The organism is Nitritalea halalkaliphila LW7 (genome assembly GCF_000265075.1).
GTDB lineage: Bacteria > Bacteroidota > Bacteroidia > Cytophagales > Cyclobacteriaceae > Nitritalea > Nitritalea halalkaliphila.
This window is the reverse complement of sequence record NZ_AJYA01000002.1, coordinates 228,521-252,294: the sequence shown is the minus strand read 5'-3', so window position 1 is coordinate 252,294 and position 23,774 is coordinate 228,521. Positions and strand designations below refer to the sequence as shown.

At 51.1% G+C, this 23,774-nt stretch carries 17 protein-coding genes, 3 pseudogenes and 1 riboswitch; of the genes and pseudogenes, 7 read left to right on the top strand and 13 right to left on the bottom strand.

Annotated features, from left to right (window positions below; translation table 11 throughout):
• Positions 1–99: 99 nt before the first annotated feature.
• Together A3SI_RS01755 and uvrA are read right to left on the bottom strand one after the other, a co-directional pair.
• Positions 100–704: pseudogene (locus tag A3SI_RS01755) on the bottom strand (trimeric intracellular cation channel family protein).
• A gap of 7 nt (positions 705–711) precedes the next feature.
• Positions 712–3,525 (bottom strand): excinuclease ABC subunit UvrA, encoded by a 2,814-nt coding sequence (gene uvrA / locus A3SI_RS01750; RefSeq protein ID WP_040669750.1) that lies wholly within the window; start codon positions 3,523–3,525, stop codon positions 712–714.
• A 260-nt stretch (positions 3,526–3,785) separates the two neighbouring features.
• Between uvrA and A3SI_RS01745 the strand changes: the two genes are divergently transcribed.
• On the top strand, positions 3,786–5,462 hold the full coding sequence (locus A3SI_RS01745) for a bifunctional metallophosphatase/5'-nucleotidase (protein WP_009053354.1): 1,677 nt from the start codon (positions 3,786–3,788) through the stop codon (positions 5,460–5,462).
• A gap of 60 nt (positions 5,463–5,522) precedes the next feature.
• Positions 5,523–6,962 carry a hypothetical protein gene (locus tag A3SI_RS01740; RefSeq protein WP_009053353.1) on the top strand — a complete coding sequence of 480 codons (1,440 nt, stop codon included), beginning with the start codon at positions 5,523–5,525 and terminating at the stop codon, positions 6,960–6,962.
• On the opposite strand, the gene A3SI_RS01735 is transcribed toward A3SI_RS01740, so the two are convergent.
• Positions 6,959–7,921, bottom strand: a complete 963-nt coding sequence (locus tag A3SI_RS01735; protein ID WP_009053352.1) for a pyridoxal-phosphate dependent enzyme — start codon at positions 7,919–7,921, stop codon at positions 6,959–6,961. The genes A3SI_RS01740 and A3SI_RS01735 overlap by 4 nt on opposite strands.
• Before the next feature lie 102 nt (positions 7,922–8,023).
• On the opposite strand from A3SI_RS01735, the gene A3SI_RS20010 reads away from it, so the two are divergent.
• Positions 8,024–8,698, top strand: a complete 675-nt coding sequence (locus A3SI_RS20010; RefSeq protein WP_156810111.1) for a peptidoglycan DD-metalloendopeptidase family protein — start codon at positions 8,024–8,026, stop codon at positions 8,696–8,698.
• A 59-nt stretch (positions 8,699–8,757) separates the two neighbouring features.
• On the opposite strand, the pseudogene A3SI_RS01725 reads toward A3SI_RS20010, so the two are convergent.
• Positions 8,758–9,498 (bottom strand): annotated as a pseudogene (locus tag A3SI_RS01725) (type III pantothenate kinase); the annotation flags it as partial.
• Positions 9,499–9,615: 117 nt separating this feature from the next.
• Between A3SI_RS01725 and A3SI_RS01720 the strand changes: the two are divergent.
• From A3SI_RS01720 to A3SI_RS01710, 4 genes are all read left to right on the top strand, one after another.
• Positions 9,616–10,098, top strand: a complete 483-nt coding sequence (locus tag A3SI_RS01720; RefSeq protein WP_009053349.1) for a GNAT family N-acetyltransferase — start codon at positions 9,616–9,618, stop codon at positions 10,096–10,098.
• Positions 10,099–10,104: 6 nt separating this feature from the next.
• Positions 10,105–10,641, top strand: coding sequence for an SDR family NAD(P)-dependent oxidoreductase (locus tag A3SI_RS01715; protein WP_316929039.1), 537 nt, complete (start codon positions 10,105–10,107; stop codon positions 10,639–10,641).
• A gap of 10 nt (positions 10,642–10,651) precedes the next feature.
• Complete coding sequence (locus A3SI_RS22025) at positions 10,652–10,789, top strand: hypothetical protein (protein WP_394330339.1); 138 nt, start codon at positions 10,652–10,654, stop codon at positions 10,787–10,789.
• Positions 10,790–10,914: 125 nt separating this feature from the next.
• Complete coding sequence (locus tag A3SI_RS01710) at positions 10,915–11,520, top strand: hypothetical protein (RefSeq protein WP_040669782.1); 606 nt, start codon at positions 10,915–10,917, stop codon at positions 11,518–11,520.
• A 46-nt stretch (positions 11,521–11,566) separates the two neighbouring features.
• Here the strand turns inward: A3SI_RS01710 and A3SI_RS01705 are convergent, their stop codons facing one another.
• The 9 genes and pseudogenes from A3SI_RS01705 to A3SI_RS01665 all read right to left on the bottom strand — a co-directional run bounded on the left by A3SI_RS01705 (position 11,567) and on the right by A3SI_RS01665 (position 23,661).
• Positions 11,567–12,631 (bottom strand): hypothetical protein, encoded by a 1,065-nt coding sequence (locus A3SI_RS01705; RefSeq protein ID WP_238531554.1) that lies wholly within the window; start codon positions 12,629–12,631, stop codon positions 11,567–11,569.
• A gap of 15 nt (positions 12,632–12,646) precedes the next feature.
• Complete coding sequence (locus tag A3SI_RS01700) at positions 12,647–13,120, bottom strand: hypothetical protein (protein ID WP_009053346.1); 474 nt, start codon at positions 13,118–13,120, stop codon at positions 12,647–12,649.
• 225 nt (positions 13,121–13,345) lie between these two features.
• A complete protein-coding gene (locus tag A3SI_RS01695) occupies positions 13,346–15,748 on the bottom strand; it encodes a TonB-dependent receptor (RefSeq protein ID WP_009053345.1) in 2,403 nt (800 codons plus the stop codon).
• Between the two features lie 120 nt (positions 15,749–15,868).
• Positions 15,869–15,964, bottom strand: a riboswitch (TPP riboswitch).
• A 156-nt stretch (positions 15,965–16,120) separates the two neighbouring features.
• A complete protein-coding gene (locus A3SI_RS01690) occupies positions 16,121–16,504 on the bottom strand; it encodes an AAA family ATPase (RefSeq protein WP_009053344.1) in 384 nt (127 codons plus the stop codon).
• A complete protein-coding gene (gene pnuC, locus A3SI_RS01685) occupies positions 16,497–17,102 on the bottom strand; it encodes a nicotinamide riboside transporter PnuC (protein ID WP_009053343.1) in 606 nt (201 codons plus the stop codon). The genes A3SI_RS01690 and pnuC overlap by 8 nt, the downstream gene beginning before the upstream one ends.
• A 34-nt stretch (positions 17,103–17,136) precedes the next feature.
• Complete coding sequence (locus A3SI_RS01680) at positions 17,137–17,796, bottom strand: lipoprotein signal peptidase (RefSeq protein WP_009053342.1); 660 nt, start codon at positions 17,794–17,796, stop codon at positions 17,137–17,139.
• A 54-nt stretch (positions 17,797–17,850) separates the two neighbouring features.
• A pseudogene (gene ileS / locus A3SI_RS01675) lies at positions 17,851–21,238 on the bottom strand (isoleucine--tRNA ligase).
• 166 nt (positions 21,239–21,404) lie between these two features.
• Positions 21,405–21,764, bottom strand: a complete 360-nt coding sequence (locus A3SI_RS01670; RefSeq protein ID WP_083836419.1) for a DUF1569 domain-containing protein — start codon at positions 21,762–21,764, stop codon at positions 21,405–21,407.
• Positions 21,765–21,864: 100 nt separating this feature from the next.
• Entirely contained in the window at positions 21,865–23,661 is a 1,797-nt protein-coding gene (locus A3SI_RS01665) for an ABC transporter ATP-binding protein (protein WP_009053340.1), read from the bottom strand.
• Positions 23,662–23,774: the final 113 nt, after the last annotated feature.

The following is a 23,774-nucleotide window of genomic DNA, read 5'->3' as shown; positions in this document are numbered from 1 at the left end:
GAAGCTCAGAGAAAAGAATACAGTGACCTAAAAAGACACCCTACCTAAAAAAGAACGGCAGCAATAGGAAACAAAATCTCCACCTGGCAGCCGTAGCAATTAACGCAAGCCGGGCAAGCTGATCTTAAAGCGTACAGCCAGTAAGCGTATGCTTATAATAATGGAAAGACTGAGCAGCAAGTTATAATCTCGCGGCATACCAAAATAATAGAATATCAAGTAGCAAATCGCTCCCGCCAAACAGGCGGAGGCATATACCTCTTTCCGAAATAAAATAGGCACCTCATTCACCAGCGTATCACGCAAAACACCCCCCATCACGGCCGAAAACATCCCCATAATGGCTGCAATCTCCGGACGAACACCCAAGCTAAGTGCTTTTTCGACCCCCAACACGGTGAAAAAACCAATTCCCAATGATGTCAAACAAAAAAAGTAGTGCGTCTCAGCTTCATCAAAAAGGGCGTAAATACGAAAGCCACGACGATACCAGCCAAAATAGCGTAAAAGACATAAATGTCCCCAATCCAAACAAGCGGATAACTGCCTAACAGCATGTCACGCAGCGAGCCCCCACCAATAGCGGTGATAAACCCTGTGAATCCAGCACCAAAAAGATCGTGATCCTTATCCCGTACCGCTAAGACACCGGAGATGGCGAAGACAAAAGTCCCCGCCAACTCAAAAGGATATTGTAAGGCAATGTCCATATCAGATAGACTCGCGCAAATAGCGTGCAGTGTAATTGTCCTTTTCTTTTTTCAAATCTGCCACCGTTCCCTGAAATACCAGATGTCCTCCACCATGGCCGCCCTCTGGTCCTAGATCTAAGACCCAATCGGCGGACTTGATTACCTCTGTATTGTGCTCGATGATCAAGACACTATGCCCCTGCTCGATTAAGGCATTCAAAGAAAAGAGCAACTTATTAATATCGTGCATGTGTAAGCCGGTCGTTGGCTCATCGAAAATAAAGAGGATATGATCCTTGGCTTTGCCGGTAGGCTTATTCAGATAAGCCGCTAGCTTCACCCTTTGGGCCTCGCCCCCAGAAAGGGTATTCGAAGACTGCCCCATCCCGATATAGCCTAAGCCCACTTCTTGCAGCGGCTGCAGCCTATTGATAATCGCCGTCTTATCCGCAAAGAACTCCATCGCCTCATCGATAGTCATGGCCAGCACATCTGCGATGGTTTTATCCTTATAGGTCACATCTAAAATCTCCTGCTTGAAACGCTTCCCTTTACAGGCCTCACAGGTCAGGTGGATATCTGCCATAAACTGCATTTCTACCGTAACCGTACCTTCGCCCTGGCAGGCTTCACAGCGCCCACCATCTACATTAAAACTAAAAAAAGCTGGCTTATACCCCCGCTGCTTGGCCATGCTCTGCTCCGCATAAAGCGCACGAATCGGGTCATAGGCCTTCACATAGGTAACCGGATTCGAACGGGAAGACTTACCGATGGGGTTTTGATCTACAAATTCCACCTGCGTGATCTCGTCCACATCGTCCTCCAAACGGTCGAACTTGCCGATCTCCTCCTGCACTAGCCCCAGCTGCTTGGCTAGCGCCGGGTACAAGATTTTCTTAATCAAGGTCGACTTGCCAGAACCCGACACCCCGGTCACGACGGTCAAGCAGCCCAGCGGAATCTTGGCATCCACCTGCTTGAGATTATGCTCCCGCGCACCACGAATCTGCAGAAAATGCGTTGGCCTTCGGGGACTGCGCCCACTGTCGATCTTAGCGTCCCCATTCAGATAGCGAGCGGTGTGGGTGTGGCCCTGGGCCAAAAGCTGCTCTAAACTCCCCTGAAACATCAGCTGCCCACCATGCGCTCCCGCATCTGGACCGATATCGATCAACTCATCTGCTGCTCGCATAACCTTTTCCTCATGCTCTACTACGATGACGGTGTTTCCTAAATCGCGCAGTGACTTGAGCACCTCGATCAGGCGATCCGTATCGCGTGGATGTAGCCCGATGCTCGGTTCATCTAAGATATACATAGACCCCACCAGAGCGGAACCTAAGGAAGTCGCTAGCTTGATCCGCTGAAACTCACCCCCCGAAAGGCTGGAAGTCAGCCGGTTTAGGGTCAGATATCCTAGGCCCACCTGCACCATATAGCTGAGGCGACTGATAATCTCTTTTAATAACCTACGCGCCACCTTCTCGTCAGCTTCAGACAGCTGGAGCTCTTGGAAGAACACGAGGGCCTCGTCGATAGGCAGTAAAACCGCATCGATGATCGAGCGGCCGCCGACTTTTACATACGCGGCATCTTTGCGCAAGCGCGTCCCCCTACAGTCCGGACAGGTGGTACGCCCGCGAAAACGGGAGAGGAGTACACGATACTGAATTTGATGGGTGCGGCTGCTCAGCTCCTCGAAGAAAGCATCCAAGCCCTTAAAGTAGCGATTCCCTTTCCAAAGAACCTCCTTATGCCAGTCGTCCAGCTCCTCATAGGGACGATGAATCGGGAAATCGAACTCGATACCCGACTTGAGCAGCGGTTTTAGCCACTTGCTCATCGTCTCTCCGCGCCAGGGCGCAATGGCCCCCTCATACACAGAAAGACTCTTGTCAGGAAAAACCAGATCCGGGTCGATACCCAATACAGAGCCAAACCCCTCGCAGGTTTTGCAGGCGCCATAGGGATTATTAAAGCTGAAAAAATTCACAGAAGGCACCTCGAAGCTGATAGCATCTAACTCAAACCGGTCCGAGAAGGTCTGCACGCCCAGCTCTGGGGCGATCACCTTACAGTCGCCATGCCCCTCGAAGAAGGCCGTCTGGACGGAGTCCGCCAGCCGAAACTGTAAGTCCTCGTCACCAGTCTGAATTACCGCACGATCGATGAGAATTTCATACTCCCCTTTCGGTAATTTTTTCTGCCCGACCAGCTCCTCGACAAAGGCCACTTCCCCATCAACTAAAATCCGGGTGTACCCTTTCTGCAGCAGCAGTTCCAGCTCCTGGGCGAGAGTTCTATCTTCGGCGATCCGCAGCGGACAGGTCAGCATTAGGCGCGTCCCATCCCCGAGCCCAAACATATAATCGACTACATCCGATACCGTGTGGCGCTTCACCTCCTCCCCACTCACGGGAGAGTAGGTCTTACCCACGCGACTGAAAAGTAGCTTGAGGTAATCATAAATCTCCGTGGTCGTGCCCACCGTGGAGCGCGGATTTCGCGTGTTTACCTTTTGTTGGATGGCGATGGCGGGAGACACTCCTTTAATGTATTCTACATCGGGCTTCTCCATCCGCCCGAGAAACTGTCGCGCATAGGAGCTTAGGCTTTCCACGTACATCCTTTGGCCTTCGGCAAAGAGCGTGTCGAAAGCCAGTGAGGACTTGCCTGAGCCCGATAAGCCCGTGATTACCACGAGTTTATTACGAGGAATGGCTACATCTACCCCCTTTAAATTATTAACACGGGCATTTTTTATGATGATAAAGGCCTTCGGATCTAACGACTCGATGGCGACTTTTTCCTTAGATTCAGCTACTTTCATGAGATACAAAGTTACCATTTAACCCTTGTTTTTCGCAAATTGTTAAAGCATTCCTTTCACACCCCCTTTCAGGCTAGAAAAATGCCCTGTGCGGCCTTATAAAGAGGGTTCTGGGGCCACTTGTGACATTTGTTACTGATTTCTGTCATCAAAAAGAAGACCTTTATAAAAATTGGGGAATTCTATTTGAACAAAATCAAGGTTGAAATGGTCTCCTCCCCCGTTTTTTCATTCTCAGAACACGAAAGCGTAGCACAAAAATGAAGTATTCAAAGCGAGATTTTCTTAAGAAATTAGGTGTCATCAGTGCCGGATCCGGTTTTATCACCTTAGGAACGGGCATGGCAAAAACGGCTACTGCCGCGCCGAAAGATCCGAAGAAACCTTTTAAACTTACCCTTCTGCAGACCACAGATGTCCACTGCCAGATTCACCCTCACGATGAGATGTTCTGGGAAAATGAACAGATGGTCTTCCGTAAAACGGGTGGGTATGCGCACCTGGATACCGCATTAAAGCAGCTAAAAGCAGACGCAGATGATGCACTCATCATCGACACGGGGGATATGTTTCAGGGCTCCAAGCTTTCTGTAAAAACCACAGGAGAAGCCATGGTGCCCATCCTGAATGCGCTGGATTATGACTTATACCTACCCGGCAACTGGGAAGTGGTGTATTATAAAGAAGCCATGCAGCGGCTTCTGGGTGCGCTGAATGCCCCGAAGGTATGTGCCAATATGTACCATGAGGCGCCCGATGGCTCACGTGGGGAGCTCGTCTTTCCTCCTTATTATATTTGGCACATTAACGGTGTAAAAATCGGATTTTTAGGCTATACGGATCACTTAGTTCCGAAAAGACAGTCTCCGAACTACAGTAAAGGCATTATTTATACCCCGCCAGAGCATAACTTAGCCCATTATGCTGATGTACTGAAAAAGCAAGAAGGATGTGCTTTCGTAGCCATCATCGCGCACCTAGGGCTTTCGCAGCAGCTTGCTCTGGCAGATATGCCCGCATGTGAAGGCATCGATTATATTTTAGGAGGTGACACCCATGAGCGTGTGCGCGTGCCGATTCAGCGGAAATATGCCAAAGTAGTAGAGCCAGGAGCTTTCGGAAGCTTCGTCGGCAAGTTAGAAATCACGATTCAAGATGGAAAAGTGATCGAAGATGCTTACGAGCTGGTGGAAGTAGATGTAGAAAAATACCCTGCTTCAGAGCGTGTGCAAGCGATCATCCGAGAAAATGAGGCCGCCTACGAACAAGACATTAACCGCGTGGTCGGCTATAGTACTGTTCCGCTCTACCGCTATTTCGTGATCGAAAATACGATCGATACCATGATCCTAGACGCCATCAGCTGGAAAGTACCCGATGTGGATATCGTCCTGTCGAATGGATTCCGCTTTTGCCCGCCGAGGGCCACTCCAGATGAAACAGGCAATATCCCGATTACGGCTGGCTATATATTCGATATGCTCCCCGTGGATAGTGTGATTCGAAAAGGAGAAGTTACCGGCTCACAAATTAAAGTATGGCTGGAAAAGGAATTGAATAATGTCTTCGCAGAGGAGGCGAGCAAGCGCTTCGGTGGCTGGGTCATTAAATTTAAAGGGATGGATATCACCTTTAACGCCTTCGGCAAAGAAGGTGAGCGCGTACAGTCTATCCATGTGAAAGGCAAGCCACTAGAGCTTAACAAGACCTATACGGTGACGGCCTGCGAGCGCGATGGAGACCCTGAAGATGTTTTATGCCGCTTAGATGGTGTGAAAAATTCAGAAAACAAGCCCTTTACGCTGCACGAGGCGCTGATCAGCTACTTGGAGGAGCATTCCCCAGTTACGCCGAAACTTCGCGAAAGTGCGAAAGCCTTAGATGCTCCGCAGACCTTGCTCACGCAGGTTTCAGGAGTTCCATATACCTTCCGATAAGTTTAGCGCTGGCACCTCTTCTGTGGGGGTGTCGGCTTTCTTTCCCTTTTTATGCCTACGATGTTTCAGCGAATAATCCGCTTTAGCCTGCTGGTGGTGGGCTTTTTCTTGACGGAGTCGGCGCTATTTGCGCAGCACCAGGAGCTTCAGCAGGAGCCTAATCTCTGGCGTGGGCGAGAGACGGTGGCGAAAGATACGAGCTCCCTACTCTATGCCCTGCAGCAGGGGCGTACGGAGGTGGCCTTTCGCTCCATGTTTATCGCTACTACGAACGAGGGAGATCTAATGAACTCCTACGCCCTAGCCACTGGAGGTGGCTTGCGCTACGAATCTTCTTCCTTTCATGGCTTCCGCCTCGCGGTGAGTGGCTTTTATATCTTTAACGTGTTCTCCTCTGATCTGGCAGCCCGGGATCCTATCTCTGGGGGTAGAAACCGCTACGAAGTAGCTCTTTTCGATGTTCAAAATCCCGGCAATAGAGGCTCTATCGAGCGCTTGGAAGAATTTCACCTGAAATACGTAAAAAATGGCCATACGATCACGTTTGGTAAGCAGCTGATTAACACCCCCTTTATCAACTTACAAGATGGACGCATGCGCCCGACGGGAGTAGACGGGCTTTGGTACCGAAATCGCGGCTTTCTGGGACGTGCAGGCGTGGAGGGCGGTTGGATTTACCGGGTAACGCCGCGCGCTACGACACGCTGGTTTTCAGTGGCAGAATCCATCGGTGCCTATGGCGCTGGTGTAAATCCCGATGGGGGCCCTGCCCAGTACTCCGGAAATGTTAGCAGCCGGGGGGTCGCCATGCTGGGTATTAACCGCCGGATCTCCCCTAGCTGGGTAATCAGTATCTGGAATAAATATACCGATAATGTATTTAATACCGCCATGGTACAGCTCGATGGACGCATCCCCATAGACACCCAGACCGACCTTATCCTTGGGTTCCAAGGGCTGCGTCAAGATGCAGTAAACGATGGGGGGAATCCTGACCAACAGAAAACGTACTTCCCGCGTGGAGGCCAGGCGAATACCTTCGGAGGGCGTGTCGGCTTGCGCCAAAATCGTATTAGTGCAACCTTAAATTATAACCGCATCACGGCACATGGCCGCTACCTGATGCCGCGAGAATGGGGGCGTGAACCTTTCTTTACCTTTATGCCACGCGAGCGGAACGAGGGCTTCGGAGATGTGCATGCGATCATGAGTAAGGTGGACTACAAATTCCCCAAGCAGCGCACGGAGGTAGCCTTTGCCGCAGGCTACTTCAGCCTGCCCGACGTAAAAAAGCCCGCCTTGAACAAGTATGGCGTTCCTTCCTATGTCCAGATAAATACGGATATCGGCTACACCTTTTCGAACGTCCTCGATGGGCTGGAGGCACGCGTTCTGGTCGTGGGCAAAATCGCCGTGGGAGAAACGTATGAGAACCCCATTTTCGTTTTTAATAAGGTCAACATGATGAATTACAACATCGTCATGAATTATCACTTTTAGAGCCGAAAAGGGAGCTTGTCCAGATCCACGTTCCCGCCTGAGAGGATGATGCCGATCTTTTGGCCCTTAAATCGCTCGGGATAACGTAAAATAGCCGCTAAAGGAACAGCACAGCTCGGCTCTACGACGATCTTTAGGCGCTCGTAAATGAGACGCATCGCTTGGATGATTTGCGCGTCTGTCACGGTGAGCACATCGTCCACATGCGTTAAGAGCAGCTGAAAATTGAGCTCTCCCAGAGAGGTGAGTAAGCCATCTGCAAGCGTGTTCGGTCCTACCATGGGGATACGTTCTTTCGCCTGAAAGGAGCGAAAGGCATCGTCCGCCCCTGCTGGCTCCGCTGCAATGACACGCACCTCTGGACGTAGCGCCTTGCTCACGATCGCCGTGCCGCCGAGGAGGCCACCACCTCCCACAGGACAAACGATGGTATCAAAACCTCCTTCTTGCTCCCACATTTCCAGGGCGCAGGTTCCCTGGCCTTCGACCACGTCGGGATGATCGTAGGGCGGAATAAAGGTGGCTCCTGTGCGCTCCACAACCTCCTGCAGGGTACTTTCGCGTGCCTCGAGCGTGGGTGCGCAGAAAATTATCTCCCCCCCATAGGCCTTCACCGCCTTCTTTTTGATTTCAGGCGCAGAAGTAGGCATGACGATATATGCGGGAATGCCGACACTACCTGCTGCTCGCGCCAGTGCTGCCGCATGATTCCCACTGGAATGCGTGGCCACCCCTTTCTGGCGCATTTCCTCGGAAAGCTTGAGCACCGCATTCGCTGCACCGCGTGCCTTAAAAGCCCCCACGCGCTGAAAATTTTCGCATTTAAAATACAGGTCCGCGCCGCTCAAAGCGTTTAAGGAGGTGGACTGCAAAAGCGGTGTGCGGTGCACTAGGTCTTGAATGCGATCGGCAGCTTCCTGAATAGAAGACAACGTCGGGACAGCGAGTAAATCGGGCATAACAAAGGTATTTTTCAAGTAAAAATAGCCAAAACCAAGGGATTCCTACTATTTTTGAGGGTTCTAATTGCGCCCTCGGCGCAAAAAACAACCCTACGACGTATGTTGCCACTTTCCTCAGACAGCGCTTTTCCGGTTTTAGGCTTTCCGCTGACCCTTGCCAATACCTGCCCCCTCGATCTTTCGCCTACGAATTCGCAGCTACAAGAGGTGCCGCTCGAGGATACAGCTGCCTTCACAGCGTTTATTCAGGCCGCTTGTGGGGGGAAAATTGGTTTTGGAGGATATGGGGAGCATCGTGCGGTTTACCAGCGCTCGAGCGTTTTCGCCACCGCAGACCAGGATTTTCGGGACATTCACATGGGCGTAGACCTGTGGACGGAGGCGGGCAGCCCGATTTTCGCACCACTGGAGGGCTACATCCACAGCTTTCAGGATAATGCAGGCTTTGGAAATTATGGGCCTACCCTGCTGCTGGCACATCCTATGGGCGAAAAAACGCTCTACAGCCTGTATGGGCATCTAGCCCTAGAGGACCTCCAGCAGTATACGGTAGGCGCCGCGATCGCGAAGGGGCAGCGCATCGGTACCATCGGCCCTTATCCTGAAAATGGTGACTGGCCTCCGCATCTCCACTTTCAGTTGATGTGGGACCTACTGGGCCATGTAGGGGATTTTCCGGGCGTTTGTGCGCGAAAGGACTGGCCGCGTTTTGCGGCGAATGGCCCTGATCCGAATCTCCTGTTAGGGTTTCCTGGTGCCGGAACTGCGGACTGAGTGCGTGGGAAGGTGGGGGCTTTATTTTTTTTGGGCTGGGCCAATGTAATCAGCCGAATGCCTTCTAAGGTCAGGTAGCGGTCGGTCAGGTCGAAGCTCCCGGCCAGTGGGTGTAAAATCGACGAAAGCCCTCCGGTGGCCACGATGCTACAGCGGTAGCCGAGTTCCTCCTGTATGGTCTGGAGCATGCCTTTTACCAAGCTAGTGTAGCCGTACAGCACGCCAGCCTGAATGCTGTGCACGGTGTCTTTTCCGATGGCAGAGGTGGGCAGCTCGAGCGCCACTTCGGGCAGCTTGGCCGTATCGGTAAAGAGTGCGCGTATGGCCGTTTTTAAGCCGGGCAGGATGTTGACACCCATAATTTGGCCCTCGGGCCCCACCACCGTAAAGGTCAGCGCTGTCCCGAAGTCCACGATGATGCAGGGGCCTAAAAAGCGCGCGTAAGCCGCCACTGCATTACACATGAGATCCGTACCGATTTCGTCCGGCTTGGTCGTTTTTACGGGAAGTCCCGCATAGCTACTGCCCTGAATGAGGTAGGGGCTGCGCCCAAAAAAGCGGCGACAAAAGTCCTCTAAGGGTTCGATGCGCTCGGGGACGACGGAAGAAAAGCCAATGGCCGTAAGGGTGTCGCGCCCGATCCGGTGCTCCAGCATGTAGAGATGCATTTCCTTTTCCAACTTGGCGAGGGAAAATCCGCCTTGGGAGCTAATCCGGTACTCGTGCGTCCAGCGCTGCTGCTGTTCATCATAAAAAGCGAAAACGACGTTAGAGTTGCCGGCATCGATGGAGAGAAACATGTGTATATGGTGCTTTCGTGTCATCAAACCTACTTTATTTTCTCCATTTCCGGAAATTTTTCTCACTTTTCCCCTTAGGGATACCCGCTCGAAAGGCCTTTTTTAATAACTTGAGGCATGTTTACGATTCGAGAAGGAAGAAAAGAAGATTTACCCCGCACGCTGGAGCTCATCCACGAGCTGGCCCTGTATGAGAAAGCACCCGAAGAGGTGACGAACACAGTGGAACGTATGGAAAAAGAGGGTTTTGGCGAGCAGCCGGCCTTTGGGTTTTATGTCGCCGAGCGCCAAAGCGATGCGTACATCGTCGGTATCGCGGTGTATTATTACCGCTACAGCACCTGGAAGGGGCGGCGCCTCTACTTGGAGGACATCGTGGTGACCGCCACAGAGCGTGGCAAAGGTGCCGGCAAGGCACTGTTCGATCGGGTGTTAGAGAAAACGATGGAAGAAGGCTGCTCTGGCATGACCTGGCAAGTGCTCGACTGGAATCGTCCGGCCATCACATTTTATGAGCGCTATGGTGCGGATTTAGATGGGGAATGGATTAACTGCAACATGCAAGCACCTGAAATCGCTGTGTATTTAGCTAAAAAATAAGAAAAAATGCGTGTAGATTTAACAGGCAAGCGGGTTTTAGTCACGGGTGCCTCTCGCGGTATTGGGCATGCACTGGCCCGCCACCTTCATGCGGCAGGTGCTGAGGTGCTCATTCATTTTGGACGGCAGGAGCAGGCAGCTGTAGAACTGGCACGAACGCTAGGTGAGCGCGCACATCCTGTGCAAATGGATCTCAGCAAGCTGGACACGCTAAGCACTTGGTTTACAGACTTACGGGAGCGCTTCGGACCGATCCATGCCTTAGTGAATAATGCTGGAGTGGCACATGCTGTTGCGATGGAAGCAGAAGAAGCGGAGTGGTTGGGGCTTTGGGAACACACCTTCCAAGTGAATGTGGGCGCAGTAGCCCTGCTGTGCAAGGCCTTCATTCGGCATGCTATCGCGGACGGACACGCGGGCAGAATCGTGAATATCGCTTCTCGGGCGGGTTTTCGGGGCGACACTCCCGAATACTTGGCCTATGGAGCCTCGAAAGGTTGCTGTGCTCAGCCTCACCCGCAGCATCGCCCGGTATTATGGTAAACAAGAGATCATGGCCTTTAATGTGGCACCCGGTTTTACGCGTACCGACATGGCAGAGGATTTTATTCAGCGCTATGGGGAAGACTATGCGTTAAACGATATTGCTTTAAATAAGCTAACCGAACCGGAGGACTTAACCCTTTCGTGACGCTGCTCTGTTCAGGATTAGCCGACCACGCCACAGGAACGAGCATCGATGTGAATGCAGGCAGTTATGTGCGCTGAAGTGCAAACTTTCCAGCTTAAGGGGTGTTTTTAAGAGAAAACACCTTTATGCCTGCCAAGAAAGATGAAATTTTCACCCCTGAAATGGTGAAAATCCTGAAAATTTTCGGATTAGGTTCCATCCTCTTTGTGTTTCTGCTCTCCTTTTTTAATGAACGTCGAGCAGATAATAGCGGCGACTCTGCACCTGAGATGCGCGTGGGCACGGCGGATCGCATGTATTTTCATAACATGCGCGCCTCTAATTATGAGCGGGAAGGGCGAAAAGATGCTAAGATGAGCATTTTTAGGCATCGAAAACGTACGCAAGAAGCCGCTTATCCACTTTTAAATTTTTCCATTTTAATCAACTGGGTAAAGGATGAGGCCTACATTTACGTGGAGCCTAATTTCGAAGAGCTTCCGATACATCTACGCTGGAAAGATGAGGAGGGCGTCCAGAGTGGAGAGGTTCTTTTTCAGGGAGGGGATAAATTTGCTCACTATTACTTCGCACGTGAGCTATTCCCGCTTTTAGAAGAGCCTAAGCAGTTTGAACTCCTCCTGGAGGGCGAATGGGTCCCTGTCCTCGAAAACGAAAAAGAACAAGACATCCTCAAGACCACGCTTCAGGATTACTTTCGCATGACAAATTTAAAGTTGCCTGCTTCTTAGGGAGCGGTACTCTGGCCTATTTTCAGCTATCGGGAGCAGATGATGTCTAAAGATTTTGCGCCGCACCCACCGAGACTGCTCCGAAATCCTGCATCTTCTCTCTAACTTGACCTTTCAGCGCATGGCGGTATAGGTCAAAGCGGCGCTCCCCTACCCTGCTTTGATAGGCATAACCGTCATCGATGAGCATGGGCTTAAACTGAAGTCTATACACCGGTTTGAGCGTCTTGTTTTTTTGCACTTCGTGCAAAGTGTACGTCCTTCCTTCTTTAATTTTTGGATCCCACGTAAGCATGTAGCTATCACCACGTGTATAATCGATGTAAGCAAGCATTTCCGTTTCCTTCCCATAGGAGGTAAATGTGCTGACCTGTTTGTCATTATCGGCATGCATAGCGATCAGCGTTTTATAATCTGGCAGCCAGCTGTATGCTATATCCTGGGCATACCAAAATTTAATGTAAAACGATTCACTCGGTTCTAGTGGTGGTCCCTTAGGTCTAAAAATTGTAACGGTATCTGCATAGGAAATATCTGTGTAATGAAAAGGCGGGTTTTCACGCATGCGGTAATAACCATAATACCCCATACGCCTGGGATTGACTTGTGGCATAAGCGGTCGATTGATAGAATAAAGAACATACCGTGCATCATTTTCTCCTGCTCCTTCTATCGGAGTCATACCAAAAAGGTGATAGGGAGTTAAAAACATGTGCGCCGTCTGAATGATCCGTGGGCGATCGTATAGGTCATAGGCTTCTTTAACCTGCAAGCGACCGTTTTGAATTTGTATGATAATGCCCATAGAAATCTCCAAGACACTAAAAGTGTGCTCACTCAGACGTACTAGGTGTGAGGAAGACTCTACCTTCATTTCATCCACGATGAGGTTTTGTTTATCCAGTAGGTATAATTTGCGCCTAAGATAGTTTCTATCATTAGAGAATAAAAGTAGCTTATAGTCTCCCATGGGCAGATAAGAAGTTACTTTACAATTTTCACATCCATAAACCAGCTCGGGTCCCTCTTCCTGCGCGAAAGAGGAAAACGGGCCTAATAATATACTACTGACCAAGAAAATAACCTGAATTATAAGCCGAGAGCTTTGCATAATAAATTTTTTCATTTATTTCAGTAACAAGTAAGGGCCGTTGTTAACAGAAAAAACTTGAAATTTACGTTCTCGATCTACGAGTGTCACGATACTATCCCGACTAAATACATGGAAGATATCTAAATCAGCATCTACAGCACTAGGTCCCTCCTCCTCAAAGGTCAAATGAAAACATGCTTCTGAATTATTCTTAGCAAATGGAATAAAATCTAGACTTAATCGCTGCCTATTGAAGCCCACTAAAAACTGTTCTTCCCCTTCGGTATAAATTTGGTATAAATCATAAAAGGGAAGGCTTTTATCGTCAATGTAGAGACTCAAATTTTGAACTAGCTCTAGGCCTAACGATTGCTTTGAGGCAGCGTGCTCTACTATCCGAAAACTATCTACAGAAGCATTTGGTTTTTTGCACGCAAAAAAGATAAGAAGTAAGCTGCTCTGGAGTATAAGACTCCAGAGCAGCTTGACATTATTGAACCGAGCCATTAATTTATAGATTTTAAAAAAGTTTAAACCAAATATAATTCACTTGAACGAATCTCAATATACAAGAAAAGGCTAGCTATTAAAAACAAATCCCATAAAAAATGGTAATGTAAGCCAATTTCTCAAAAAATTATCTAACTCCCTTCCGTTACATGCCTAACAAATACCCCCCCGAGTAGATGAAATCACTGCTCGGGGGATGGATAGCATACTACATGTGTACCTTTAAAAACGTACCTTTAAGCTTGCCAGAAAATTCGTTCCCGCCATCGGATAAAAAAAGTTCTCCGTCACCAAAGTCCGACCCGAAGGCCCCTCATCCGGTAAAAAGTAGCTAAACGTATAGCCATTTGGCTCATAGAGACGGTTAAAAACATTATATACCATAAGCGTGGCGGTCACCTCGGGCAATACCCCCGTTTTAAAGCGGTAACTGGCGCGCACATCCGTGGTCCAAAATGCCGCCAGCATCCTATCCGCATTCATCGTGTTATCTAAAAACTGACTGCCGACGTACTTTTGGAACAAATTCAACTCCAAGCCCTTCACAGGTTCAAAATCAATATGACCAGCAGCGACCACATCAGGCGAGAAAGCCAGCGTCGTGTGCGTAAAGGTCTGCTCCTCCTGGCGGAACGCCTCCCCAGAAAAATCATCTATAAAGGCCGTAAATTCTCGAATCTTATTGCGGCTGAAGGCCGCGTTACCTCCTACTCGCCACTTCGAGCTCAGTGCATAGCCCCCCATCAGCTCGATACCCGCACGATACGAATTATCCACATTATCCCGCACATAAGCGCCTACATCGTTCACCTGACCCGTCAGCACAAGCTGATCTCGGTAATCCATCAAGTAAAGGGTGGCCTCATAATTCCAGCGCCCGCTCTTAGCGCGAATCCCTGCCTCCACATTCTGCATGCGCTCTGGGCGAGGAGCTCTATCTACGATAGGAGAATCCGTAAAATCCCGACGAACAGGCTCACGATTGGCCACCGCATAGCTTGCATACACACTCGCCTTATCCGATAACAGGTAAGTAAAACCGGCCTTTGGGTTCCAGAAACTGAACTGTACCTCGCCACTCACATCCCGCAGGTCATTATTTATACCCTCGAAAGTATACCCAATACCCCGCCACTGCAGGTCTCCAAAGACATGCAAGCGCGGCAGCCATTCATAGGTGAACTTAGAATAGACATTTACATCGTCCTTCGTGGCCACGTTATCGTAGTAGCGGTCGCGAATGGCATTATCCGCCGCAAACTGCATCCAGATCAACTCACCAAAGTGGTCACCTACATAGCGATTCGCTCCACCTCCCACGATAGCATCCAAGCGCCCGTCATCTGAAACATAATTTATGGAGTACACCGCGCCATAGAAATCATTATCCAGCCAGCGACGGCGGATGATGTCCATACGCTCGATGCTTTGGCCTCCAATTTGAAGCGCCGGCAGCCCATAATTGCGCAGCCGATCATTCGGACGGAACTGCTCAAAGTACCCCCTACCATAGGTGTAATGCAGGGCGGCATGGGCATTCCAATTCGGCGCCAGCTGCCCCGTGTAAATGAGTTGATAATGATCCTGCTGATAATTATCTACCTGATTATCGTACGTATATGGATTAAAGGTTCGCTGAGTAGCCAGCAGATGTTCTGGTACTCCTTCCCAGGCCTGATACGTTTCTTGCTGACCGGAAAAAATATTTACCTTCAGCATGTGTTTTTCTCCATAATAGCCTCCACTCACGAAAAAAGCCCGCATATCTGAGCTTGCTCGATCGATGTAGCCATCCGAAGTCAGTCGAGACAGGCGCATATCCATGGCCCAGCGGTCCGCCAGCAGCCCCGTGCCCGCCTTCACGGTGTGGCGCAGTGTCCCGAAGGAGCCCACTCCATTATCCACCTCAGCGTAAGCCTCCTCTTCCAGCACATCAGTCTGAATGTTCAGGCTAGCACCGAAAGTCGCCGCACCATTTGTGGAGGTTCCCACCCCGCGCTGGATCTGAATGCTTTCCACCGACGAAGCAAAATCCGGCATATTGACCCAAAAAACGCCATGTGACTCGGCATCGTTGAGTGGAATACCATTTAAGGTCACATTAATGCGCGTTTGGTCACTCCCTCGAATCCGCAGGCCCGTGTACCCGATCCCTGCTCCCGCATCGGAAAAGGTCACCACGGAAGGCGTATAGTTCAGAAGCATCGGCAGGTCCTGCCCCAGGTTCAGCTTGCCCAGCTCCTGCTTATCGATATTTTGGAAGGTGGTCGGCACCAGCTCACTTGCGCGCGTCCCATATACCACGAAGGCCTCCGTCGTAAACGTCTGTTCCTCTAAGGTAATGGTGAGCGGGCTAGTTCGCGGCAGCTGTACCTCGATTCGCTGGGTCTTAAAACCGATAAAAGACACCTGCAGCTGGATTTTGCCTTCGGCCAAAGCCTGAAAGCGAAACTGTCCCTCAGCATCACTGATTTGGCCCTTTGGGGCTTCGCCCAAAACCATCAGGGAGGCTCCCGCTAGCGGCTGGCCAGCGCCATCGTAGACAGTGCCCTGCAGACTGTGCTGCGCCCAAGCACTCGTCCACTGAAAGAGGCCGAGCAGGCAGCATAAAACATACTTTTTCATGTGTAGAACTGGTAATAATGGTGAAACACAGGCTCTCCTGAGGTGAGAAAGCCCCTAATGGTTTTACCCGAACGGCATAAAAGTCCCTTTGGCGCATGTGCGCACGATTTCCCGGAAAATTTTAGACGTTTTCATGTTCCCTACGCCGGCATTACCCGGATCAGGTAGATGGGTATGATCTCAGCCCGTTATATTAAGGCACCCCCTCATGATCGTGCTGCAAATGTACGCGCTACCTATTCGTATTCCAAATCGCGCACTTTATTTATTACCTGATGCACTTGCTCCTCCACGCTGCCGCTCGTCTCCAATAGAGGTACCGGGCTTAGGCGGATCTCGCGCTTATGCCAAGCATGAAAGTACGCACGATCCTCAGGATTCGGGAACTCGCGCAGGGATCCGGCTCCCAGGGCAGACGATAATCTGGTAACACATACAGGGCATAAGGATGCTGGGCATAGGCTGCTGCGATAAAGGGGCTACCGCCCCAAAGGCATGCTCCTCCCAGATTTTCATCGTCAGCATGCTGGTATCACACCAGAGATAGGGCGGCTGACTGGCACGGGCGGCGGCCTCTGCTGCCAGCTGGCCTTTCGCGATTTCCCAAAGCGTCTCGCGCAAGTAGGGTGGCTGCTGACCTGCTAAGTAGCTCCGCGCAAATTCCGGCACATAATGTCCCCCTAAGGCCGCTTGCAGGGCGCGGGCTAGGGTGCTCTTGCCCGAGGACTCCGTTCCGACGATGGCGACACTAAACATGGGACTCTCGGAAGTTCGGCTGCGGCCTGCGCTTCACGGTCAGATACCAAGAACGCAGCCCGATGACAGCCAAAACGGTGAAAAATGCAAACTGAAAAGCGGTCAGTGGGAGACCTTTATACAGGTACAGCGGCACAGATACTAGGTCTGTGATGATCCAAAAAATCCAGTTTTCTACCTTCTTTTTTGCCATCAACCACATCGCCACGAAGGCGGAAGAGGTGGTAAAGCTGTCCCAATAGGGCACATCCGAGTCCGTAAATTGCGCTAAGACAGCATACAGCGACCCATAGCTCAGTACAAACAGGCCCACACTGATCCAGCGCTCCTGAGGAAGCATCCAGCTGACGGGGCGCTCGGGTAAAGGACCTTTGGGCTGCGCCCAAAGCCACCAGCCGTACACTGACATCAGCGTGTAATACCCGTTTATTCCCATGTCCGCGTACAACTTGTACTCCCAACAGATAAACAGGTAAATAAACGTGCTGATGATGCCGGTAGGGAACACGGCGATATGCTTGCGAATCGAAAAGAGCACACTTACGATGCCGAAAAAAACCGCCACCGCCTCTAAGGGGCTGAGGGTTTCCCAGCTCATATCCCCGAACCAGGCTTTCCAGTCAGGCTCAGCATCAGGAATCCTTATCGCGATCCTCTATGAATTGCCTTTGGATGTCATCCAGAGGCGCATCGTCATTTTTCGCATTCGCAGCAGATTCGGGCTTAAAAAAGGTGTTTTGAAAGACTAATATGATGCCCACGCCGACGAAAATAGCAGCATCTGCAATGTTAAAAATCGGCCAAAGTGCTGTATAAGACCCTCCCCAAAAAGGAATCCACTCCGGTACTATGCCCTCCCAGATATCGATGTAAAACATGTCGATCACCTGCCCATGGAACCAGGGGGTCGGTGCGTTATACGGTGCATTTTCCAACCAAACCCCGTAAAAAACGCTGTCGATCAGGTTTCCGATCGCACCTCCCAAAATAAGCGCGATGCTCACCAGGTAGCCCCAGTGCTGCTTTTCACGGATAAGGTAAAAGAGGTAGTAGCCGATACCGAGCATGGCCACCAGGCGGAAGCTGGTCAGGATGAGCTTGCCGTATTCCGTCCCCAGCTGCATGCCGAAAGCCATGCCCGGGTTAGTCGTGTAGTGGAGCTTAAACCAGTCCCCTAGCACTTTAATCTGGCCCGGCGTGCCAAAATCCATTTGATAGTGCACCCACAGCTTCACCGCCTGATCCAGCGCGATGATAAGCAGTGTAATGCCAAAATATTTCCAGTATTTCATACCACCTTGATTAAGCAGCCGAGCTCTCCGCACAGAAAGCTCGGCCGCTGCTATTTATATTTTGTGCAAATTCACAAAAACTTGTAACTCTTCCAAATCCAGCAGAACGCCATCCTGCATCTCCTCCACCTGCTCGAGATAGAGGGCCTGTGTCTCGGCCTGGATATAAGAAGCGAAGCCTCCCAGAGTGGCTGCTAAGCTCGGGTGCGTACTGGCCAGCTGCACGCTGATCTTGTCCTGCACCTCCAGCCCCATATCCTTTCGGATGTTTTGGATCCGGTTTACCAGCTCACGCGCCAGCCCTTCCTGCTCCAGCTCCGGAGTCAGCGTCACATCCAGCGCCACCGTCACGCCACGATCGCTCGCCACGGACCAGCCTGGAATATCTTGTGAGGTGATCAGCACCTCTTCCAGTGTGATGTCCACCGTTTGGCCTTCGGCCAAAAGGACCTGCACCTGACCGGCTCGCTCGATCTCGGCGATCTCGGCAGCACCCCAGCCCTGAATAACAGCACCCACCTGCTTCAGCAGCGGCCCGAATTTTTTCCCGAGCAACTTAAAATTCGGTTTCACTTGCTTCACGAGGATTCCTGAGGTGTCGTCGATGTAGGCCACTTCTTTGATATTTACCTCGCTCTTAATCAGGTCTTCCACCTGCTCGATGCGCGTTCTCACGGCAGGATCCAGCACGGGAATTAATATCTTCTGCAGCGGCTGACGCACTTTAAGTTTATCCCGCTTCCGGAGACCATGCACCAGTGAAGAGATATCCTGTGCCAGCTGCATGCTCTGCTCCAGCTCTGTATCGATTAGAGCGCTATCGGCCTCCAGCCAGTCCGTCAGGTGGATGGAAGTCGGTAGTGTGGCCCCTTCCGCGCGCACCGCGGCGGTAAGCTGCTGATACAACCAGTCCGAATAAAACGGCGCAAAGGAAGCCATCAGCTGGCTTAGCGTAAACAGATTCTCATATAAGGTCTCGTAGGCAGCCTGCTTGTCCACAGTGAGCTCCCCTCTCCAGAATCTTTTACGCGCAAGGCGCACATACCAGTTCGAGAGCTGATCCACTGTAAAGTTCATAATCGCACGCGTGGCTCGGGTAGCGTCGTACTGATCCATGGCCTGCTCCACCTCCAGGATAAGCGACTGCAGCTTGGAGCTGATCCAGCGATCGAGCTCTGGTCGCTGTGCCACCGGAATCACCTGCTCCTGCTTATAAACGAACTGGTCCAGATTCGCGTATAAAGCGAAGAAATTATAGGTATTTTGGAGCGTCCCGAAGAAGCGACGCTGCACCTCTCCGACGCCATCGGTATTGAATTTTAGATTGTCCCAAGGGTTCGCATTACTCAGCATGTACCAGCGTAAGGCATCCGGCCCGAAAGTCTTCAAGGTCTCAAAGGGGTTCACCGCATTACCGAGACGCTTGGACATCTTATTCCCATTTTTATCCAGCACCAGACCATTCGCGATCACGTTTTTAAACGCCACCTGATCGAAGAGCATGACGGCGATGGCATGCAGGGTAAAGAACCAGCCGCGCGTTTGGTCCACGCCTTCAGCAATGTAATCTGCGGGATAGTTAGCCTCAAAAAGGGCCTCATTTTCAAAAGGGTAGTGCCACTGCGCATAAGGCATGGCGCCGGAATCGAACCACACATCGATCAAGTCGGGCTCTCGGTACATGGCTTTGCCGGAGGCAGAAACCAGTACCACATCGTCCACAAAAGGGCGGTGCAGGTCCACCGGCTTATCCGCGTATGGGGAGGCCTTCATAAAGCCTTTCGCGATGGACTCTTCGATGCCTGCTTCCAGTTCCGCGATGGAGCCGATGCAGCGCTCCTCTGTGCCATCCTCCGTGCGCCAAATCGGCAGCGGAGTGCCCCAGAAGCGGCTCCGGCTCAGGTTCCAGTCCACTAAATTTTCAAGCCAGTTGCCAAAACGACCTGTTCCGGTAGCTTCCGGCTTCCAGTTGATCGTTTTATTCAGCTCCACAAGACGGTCTTTATAAGCCGTCGTTTTGATAAACCAGCTTTCGAGCGGATAATAGAGAATGGGCTTATCCGTTCTCCAGCAGTGCGGGTAGCTGTGCTCGTATTTCTCTACCTTAAAGGCTTTGTTTTCATTTTTCAGGATGATGGAGATGAGCACGTCTGTGGATTTAAAATCGGGATGCGCTTCGTCCTCGCCGGTATAGTTTTTTACATAAAAATCATCCGGCCCGAAGGTTTTATGCGCAGTGATGCCGTGCTCCTCCAACTTGGCCGCCAGGTAAGCCCCTACCACCGGCAAAAACTTACCTTGCTTATCCACCACAGGTACGTCGGCCCCCGTTTCGTCTTGTACGAAAACCCCAGGAATGCCCTGCTGTACGAGGGTGCGGAAGTCATCCGCTCCGAAGGCCTTTGCCAGGTGTACGATTCCGGTACCATCTTCGGTCGTCACATAGTCCCCAGCCACGATGGTGAAGGCTGGCGCAGGCAGGTTCAGTTCAGGGATAGGTAGCAGCTGCTCGTAGCTTTGGCCCAGCAGGGCCTCCCCTTTAAAGCGCTCCACCAGACGGTAGGGAATCACCTTATCCCCTGGCTTGTAGGCATCTAAGTCCCCTTCAGCGCCTTTCGGCTGCAAGTAACTCTGCATTCGCTTCTCCGCTAAAATCACGAACTGCCGCTCGAAGGTGTAGGGGTTAAAGGTCTCCACCTTCACATAATCGAGATGACTCCCCACGGCGAGCGCGGAGTTAGAAGGAAGGGTCCAGGCGTCGTGGTCCAGGCCAGTACATAGGTATTTTCCGCTTCGCGCAGTTTAAACTGAGCGGTGATGGAAGTGTCCTTCACCTCGCGGTAGCAGCCCGGCTGGTTCAGCTCGTGGGAACTAAGCCCGGTACCTGCAGCCGGAGAGTAGGGCTGGATCGTGTAGCCCTTATACAGCAGGCCCTTATCGTAAAGTCTGCGAAGAAGATGCCAGAGCGACTCGATGTATTTCGGTTCAAAAGTTATGTACGGGTCATCCAGATCCACCCAGTAGCCGATCTGCTCGGTGAGGGCGTCCCACTCATCCTTAAAGCGCATGACCGTTTCGCGGCAGCGGGCATTATACTCCTCCACGGAAATTTTCTTGCCGATATCTTCTTTGGTGATGCCCAGTTCTTTTTCCACTTGGAGTTCCACGGGCAGGCCATGGGTGTCCCAGCCCCCTTTTCGCTTCACTTGGAAGCTTTCAGGGTTTTATAGCGACAAAAAATATCTTTCAGGGTGCGGGCCATGACATGGTGAATGCCCGGCGTGCCGTTCGCAGAAGGAGGACCTTCGAAAAAGGTAAACGTTTCTGCTCCTTCACGCTGATCCACAGAGGCTTGGAAGGTGCCATTTTCTTTCCAAAATCGAAGAATATCCTCGGCGATCTGGGGATAATCCACCTGCTTAAATTCCTGATACTTTTTCACGTATAGCTCGTTAAGGAGGTCCTCCTTACCATGCATCGCCCTTCAGGCAAAATGGACGGACTGGAACCTCGTTCGTTTTGATGCGCAAAGTTACAAGAAAATAGCGCTTTTCGGGTATTTTTCTGGCACTAAAACGGCTATGCAGGGGTAGATTCAGGCAGTCAGCCTAGCGGCCAAATTGCCTCAAGTGGTGGTCACTGTGCTTAAATAGCACGATGCCCCATTCTTTTTTATTCAGTGGCCCGAAAAAGGGATGTGGCGTACGGATCGTATCGGGCGCCTGCATGAAAGCACGTAAGCGCTGGCTGAAATGCGCCTTTGCTTCACTTAATTCCAGGTCATCTACTTTGCCCTGCGTCAGCAGCGGCTCCGCCACTTTCACATGCTTAGGAAAGCGGGGCTGTAGGTATAAAAAATAGTATTTGGCCAAGCGCTGCTTCCAGGTGGCCGGTCGGAGTGGCTTGTCCCAGGTCAAGACCTTATCGGCAACAAGGGCACAGTGGGCGCACATTTCTACGACGTTCATTTTGCCCAGAGGGGCTGATCATGCGTCTGCAGATTTTCAATGCGGGGGAAGAGCGATGCGATTTGGGACATGGGTTAGCGTGTAGGGGGTGGAGGATGGATCAACTTTCTTCGCTCAGGGCCTCGTTCCCCTGGGTTTGTTTTTCATAAAGGGTGGCATAGACTCCTTTCGCTTCCATGAGCTGCTCGTGTCCGCCCTGCTCCACGATGCGCCCTTCGTCGAGCACAATAACATGGTCGGCCAGCTTCGCGGAGGACACGCGGTGGGAGATGATTATGGAGGTGCGTGCCTTCATAATACGCTTCAGCGCTTCTAAAATCGCATTTTCCGTTTTGGTATCTACCGCGGAGAGGCAGTCGTCGAGCAGGAGTATAGCCGGCTCCTTTGCGATGGCACGGGCGATGGAAACCCGCTGCTTCTGCCCCCCCGAAAGAGTAATGCCTCGCTCACCGAGGCGCGTTTCGAAGCCTTTTGGAAATTGGATGATGTTATCGTAGACATCGGCATCCCGGGCTGCCTGCTCGATGGCCTCTTGAGAAAGGGAATCTGCCCCGAAGGCGATGTTATTCGCGATGCTGTCGCTGAATAGGAAGACATCCTGCGGCACAAAGCCAATCTGCCTGCGGAGGCTATCGGGAGCGTAGGCGCGAATGGGCCTGCCGTCGATCTGTATTTCTCCACCGCTGACATCATAAAGGCGCATCAGGAGGTTGGCGATAGTGGATTTTCCAGAGCCTGTGGTACCGATAATGGCGAGGGACTGTCCGGGGGACAAGTGGAACGAAACCCCTTTCAAGGCCTGCACGCCAGAGTCTGGGTAGATGAAGTCCACATTGGCGAAGCGCACCTCCCCTTTAATCTGTACATCGAGCGCCTCCTCACTAACGATATCATTTTTCTCATCGAGGAATTCATTAATCCGCTCTTGCGAGGCAGCTGCGCGCTGAATGATACTGGTTACCCAGCCGAGGGAGGTCACGGGCCAGGTGAGCATGTTGACGTACAAAATAAATTCCGCGATAACTCCATAGCCGATAGTTCCTTCGATGACCTGAATGCCACCTACATACACGGTGATAATGGTGCTGATGCCGATGAGGGCTAAAATTAAGGGATAAAAGAGCGCTTGGACCACCGTTAGGCGAATCGATTTGTCTTTATAATCTTCGGAGGCTTGGCGGAAGGAAGCACTGCTATCTTCTTCGCGAACGAAAGCTTTTAGCACGCGGATGCCGGAGAAGGCTTCCTGTACGAAGGTGCTAAGCCCGGAAAGGCTACGCTGGATTTTCTCCGAGCGCTCGTTAATCATGTTGTTAACGAAATAGATGCTGATGGACAGGATCGGCAGGGGGAGTAGGGAGTAAAGCGTGAGCGGCACGTTTACGGAGAGCATATAGCCGATAACGAGTGGGAAGAGTACGAGCAGATTAATCCCATACATGATAGCGGGGCCGAGGTACATGCGGACGCGGCTCACATCTTCGGTGATGCGCGCCATCAGATCCCCCGTGGAGCTTCGGCGGTAGAAGCTAAGCGGGAGTGCCTGATAGTGGGCGTAAATTTCATTTTTCATGTCGAACTCGATGAGGCGAGACATGATGATGATGGTTTGGCGGATTAAAAACAGGAAAAGACCACGGAGTAGCGCCATGAGGAGGATGAGCACCCCGAAAAAGAGGATATGCTGGATGTAAACAGCGCGAACCTCCTCAGCATAAGCGAGATCCGAAAAGAGTTTATAAAAAGTAAAGCTGTCGACCACATAATCTATGGCTACACGAACGAGCTGCGCAGGGATTATAACAAAGATGTTTGAAATAACCGTAAATAGTATGCCGAGCAGCAGGTAGTGCTTATACTTGTAGAGGTATTTATTTAATCTTAAGAGGGGTTTCACGAAAGAAAAACTTTTAAATCACTTGATTAGTTTCAGATAAGTCTTTTAATTGCAGTAGAAAAGCCGGCGATAAATACATAATTTTGTGGCGGGTTTTTAGTGCAGATAATCCC

Coding starts and splice junctions, on each gene's coding strand:
- A3SI_RS01715 (WP_316929039.1), top strand. CDS start 10,105: ATGCGTGTAGATTTAACAGGCAAGCGGGTTTTAGTCACGGGTGCCTCT.
- A3SI_RS01720 (WP_009053349.1), top strand. CDS start 9,616: ATGTTTACGATTCGAGAAGGAAGAAAAGAAGATTTACCCCGCACGCTG.
- A3SI_RS22025 (WP_394330339.1), top strand. CDS start 10,652: ATGGCCTTTAATGTGGCACCCGGTTTTACGCGTACCGACATGGCAGAG.
- A3SI_RS01710 (WP_040669782.1), top strand. CDS start 10,915: ATGCCTGCCAAGAAAGATGAAATTTTCACCCCTGAAATGGTGAAAATC.
- A3SI_RS01735 (WP_009053352.1), bottom strand. CDS start 7,921: ATGCCCGATTTACTCGCTGTCCCGACGTTGTCTTCTATTCAGGAAGCT.
- A3SI_RS01680 (WP_009053342.1), bottom strand. CDS start 17,796: ATGAAATACTGGAAATATTTTGGCATTACACTGCTTATCATCGCGCTG.
- pnuC (WP_009053343.1), bottom strand. CDS start 17,102: ATGAGCTGGGAAACCCTCAGCCCCTTAGAGGCGGTGGCGGTTTTTTTC.
- A3SI_RS01695 (WP_009053345.1), bottom strand. CDS start 15,748: ATGAAAAAGTATGTTTTATGCTGCCTGCTCGGCCTCTTTCAGTGGACG.
- A3SI_RS01745 (WP_009053354.1), top strand. CDS start 3,786: ATGAAGTATTCAAAGCGAGATTTTCTTAAGAAATTAGGTGTCATCAGT.
- A3SI_RS20010 (WP_156810111.1), top strand. CDS start 8,024: ATGTTGCCACTTTCCTCAGACAGCGCTTTTCCGGTTTTAGGCTTTCCG.
- A3SI_RS01705 (WP_238531554.1), bottom strand. CDS start 12,631: ATGCAAAGCTCTCGGCTTATAATTCAGGTTATTTTCTTGGTCAGTAGT.
- A3SI_RS01740 (WP_009053353.1), top strand. CDS start 5,523: ATGTTTCAGCGAATAATCCGCTTTAGCCTGCTGGTGGTGGGCTTTTTC.
- A3SI_RS01690 (WP_009053344.1), bottom strand. CDS start 16,504: ATGTTTAGTGTCGCCATCGTCGGAACGGAGTCCTCGGGCAAGAGCACC.
- A3SI_RS01700 (WP_009053346.1), bottom strand. CDS start 13,120: ATGGCTCGGTTCAATAATGTCAAGCTGCTCTGGAGTCTTATACTCCAG.
- A3SI_RS01670 (WP_083836419.1), bottom strand. CDS start 21,764: ATGAACGTCGTAGAAATGTGCGCCCACTGTGCCCTTGTTGCCGATAAG.
- uvrA (WP_040669750.1), bottom strand. CDS start 3,525: ATGAAAGTAGCTGAATCTAAGGAAAAAGTCGCCATCGAGTCGTTAGAT.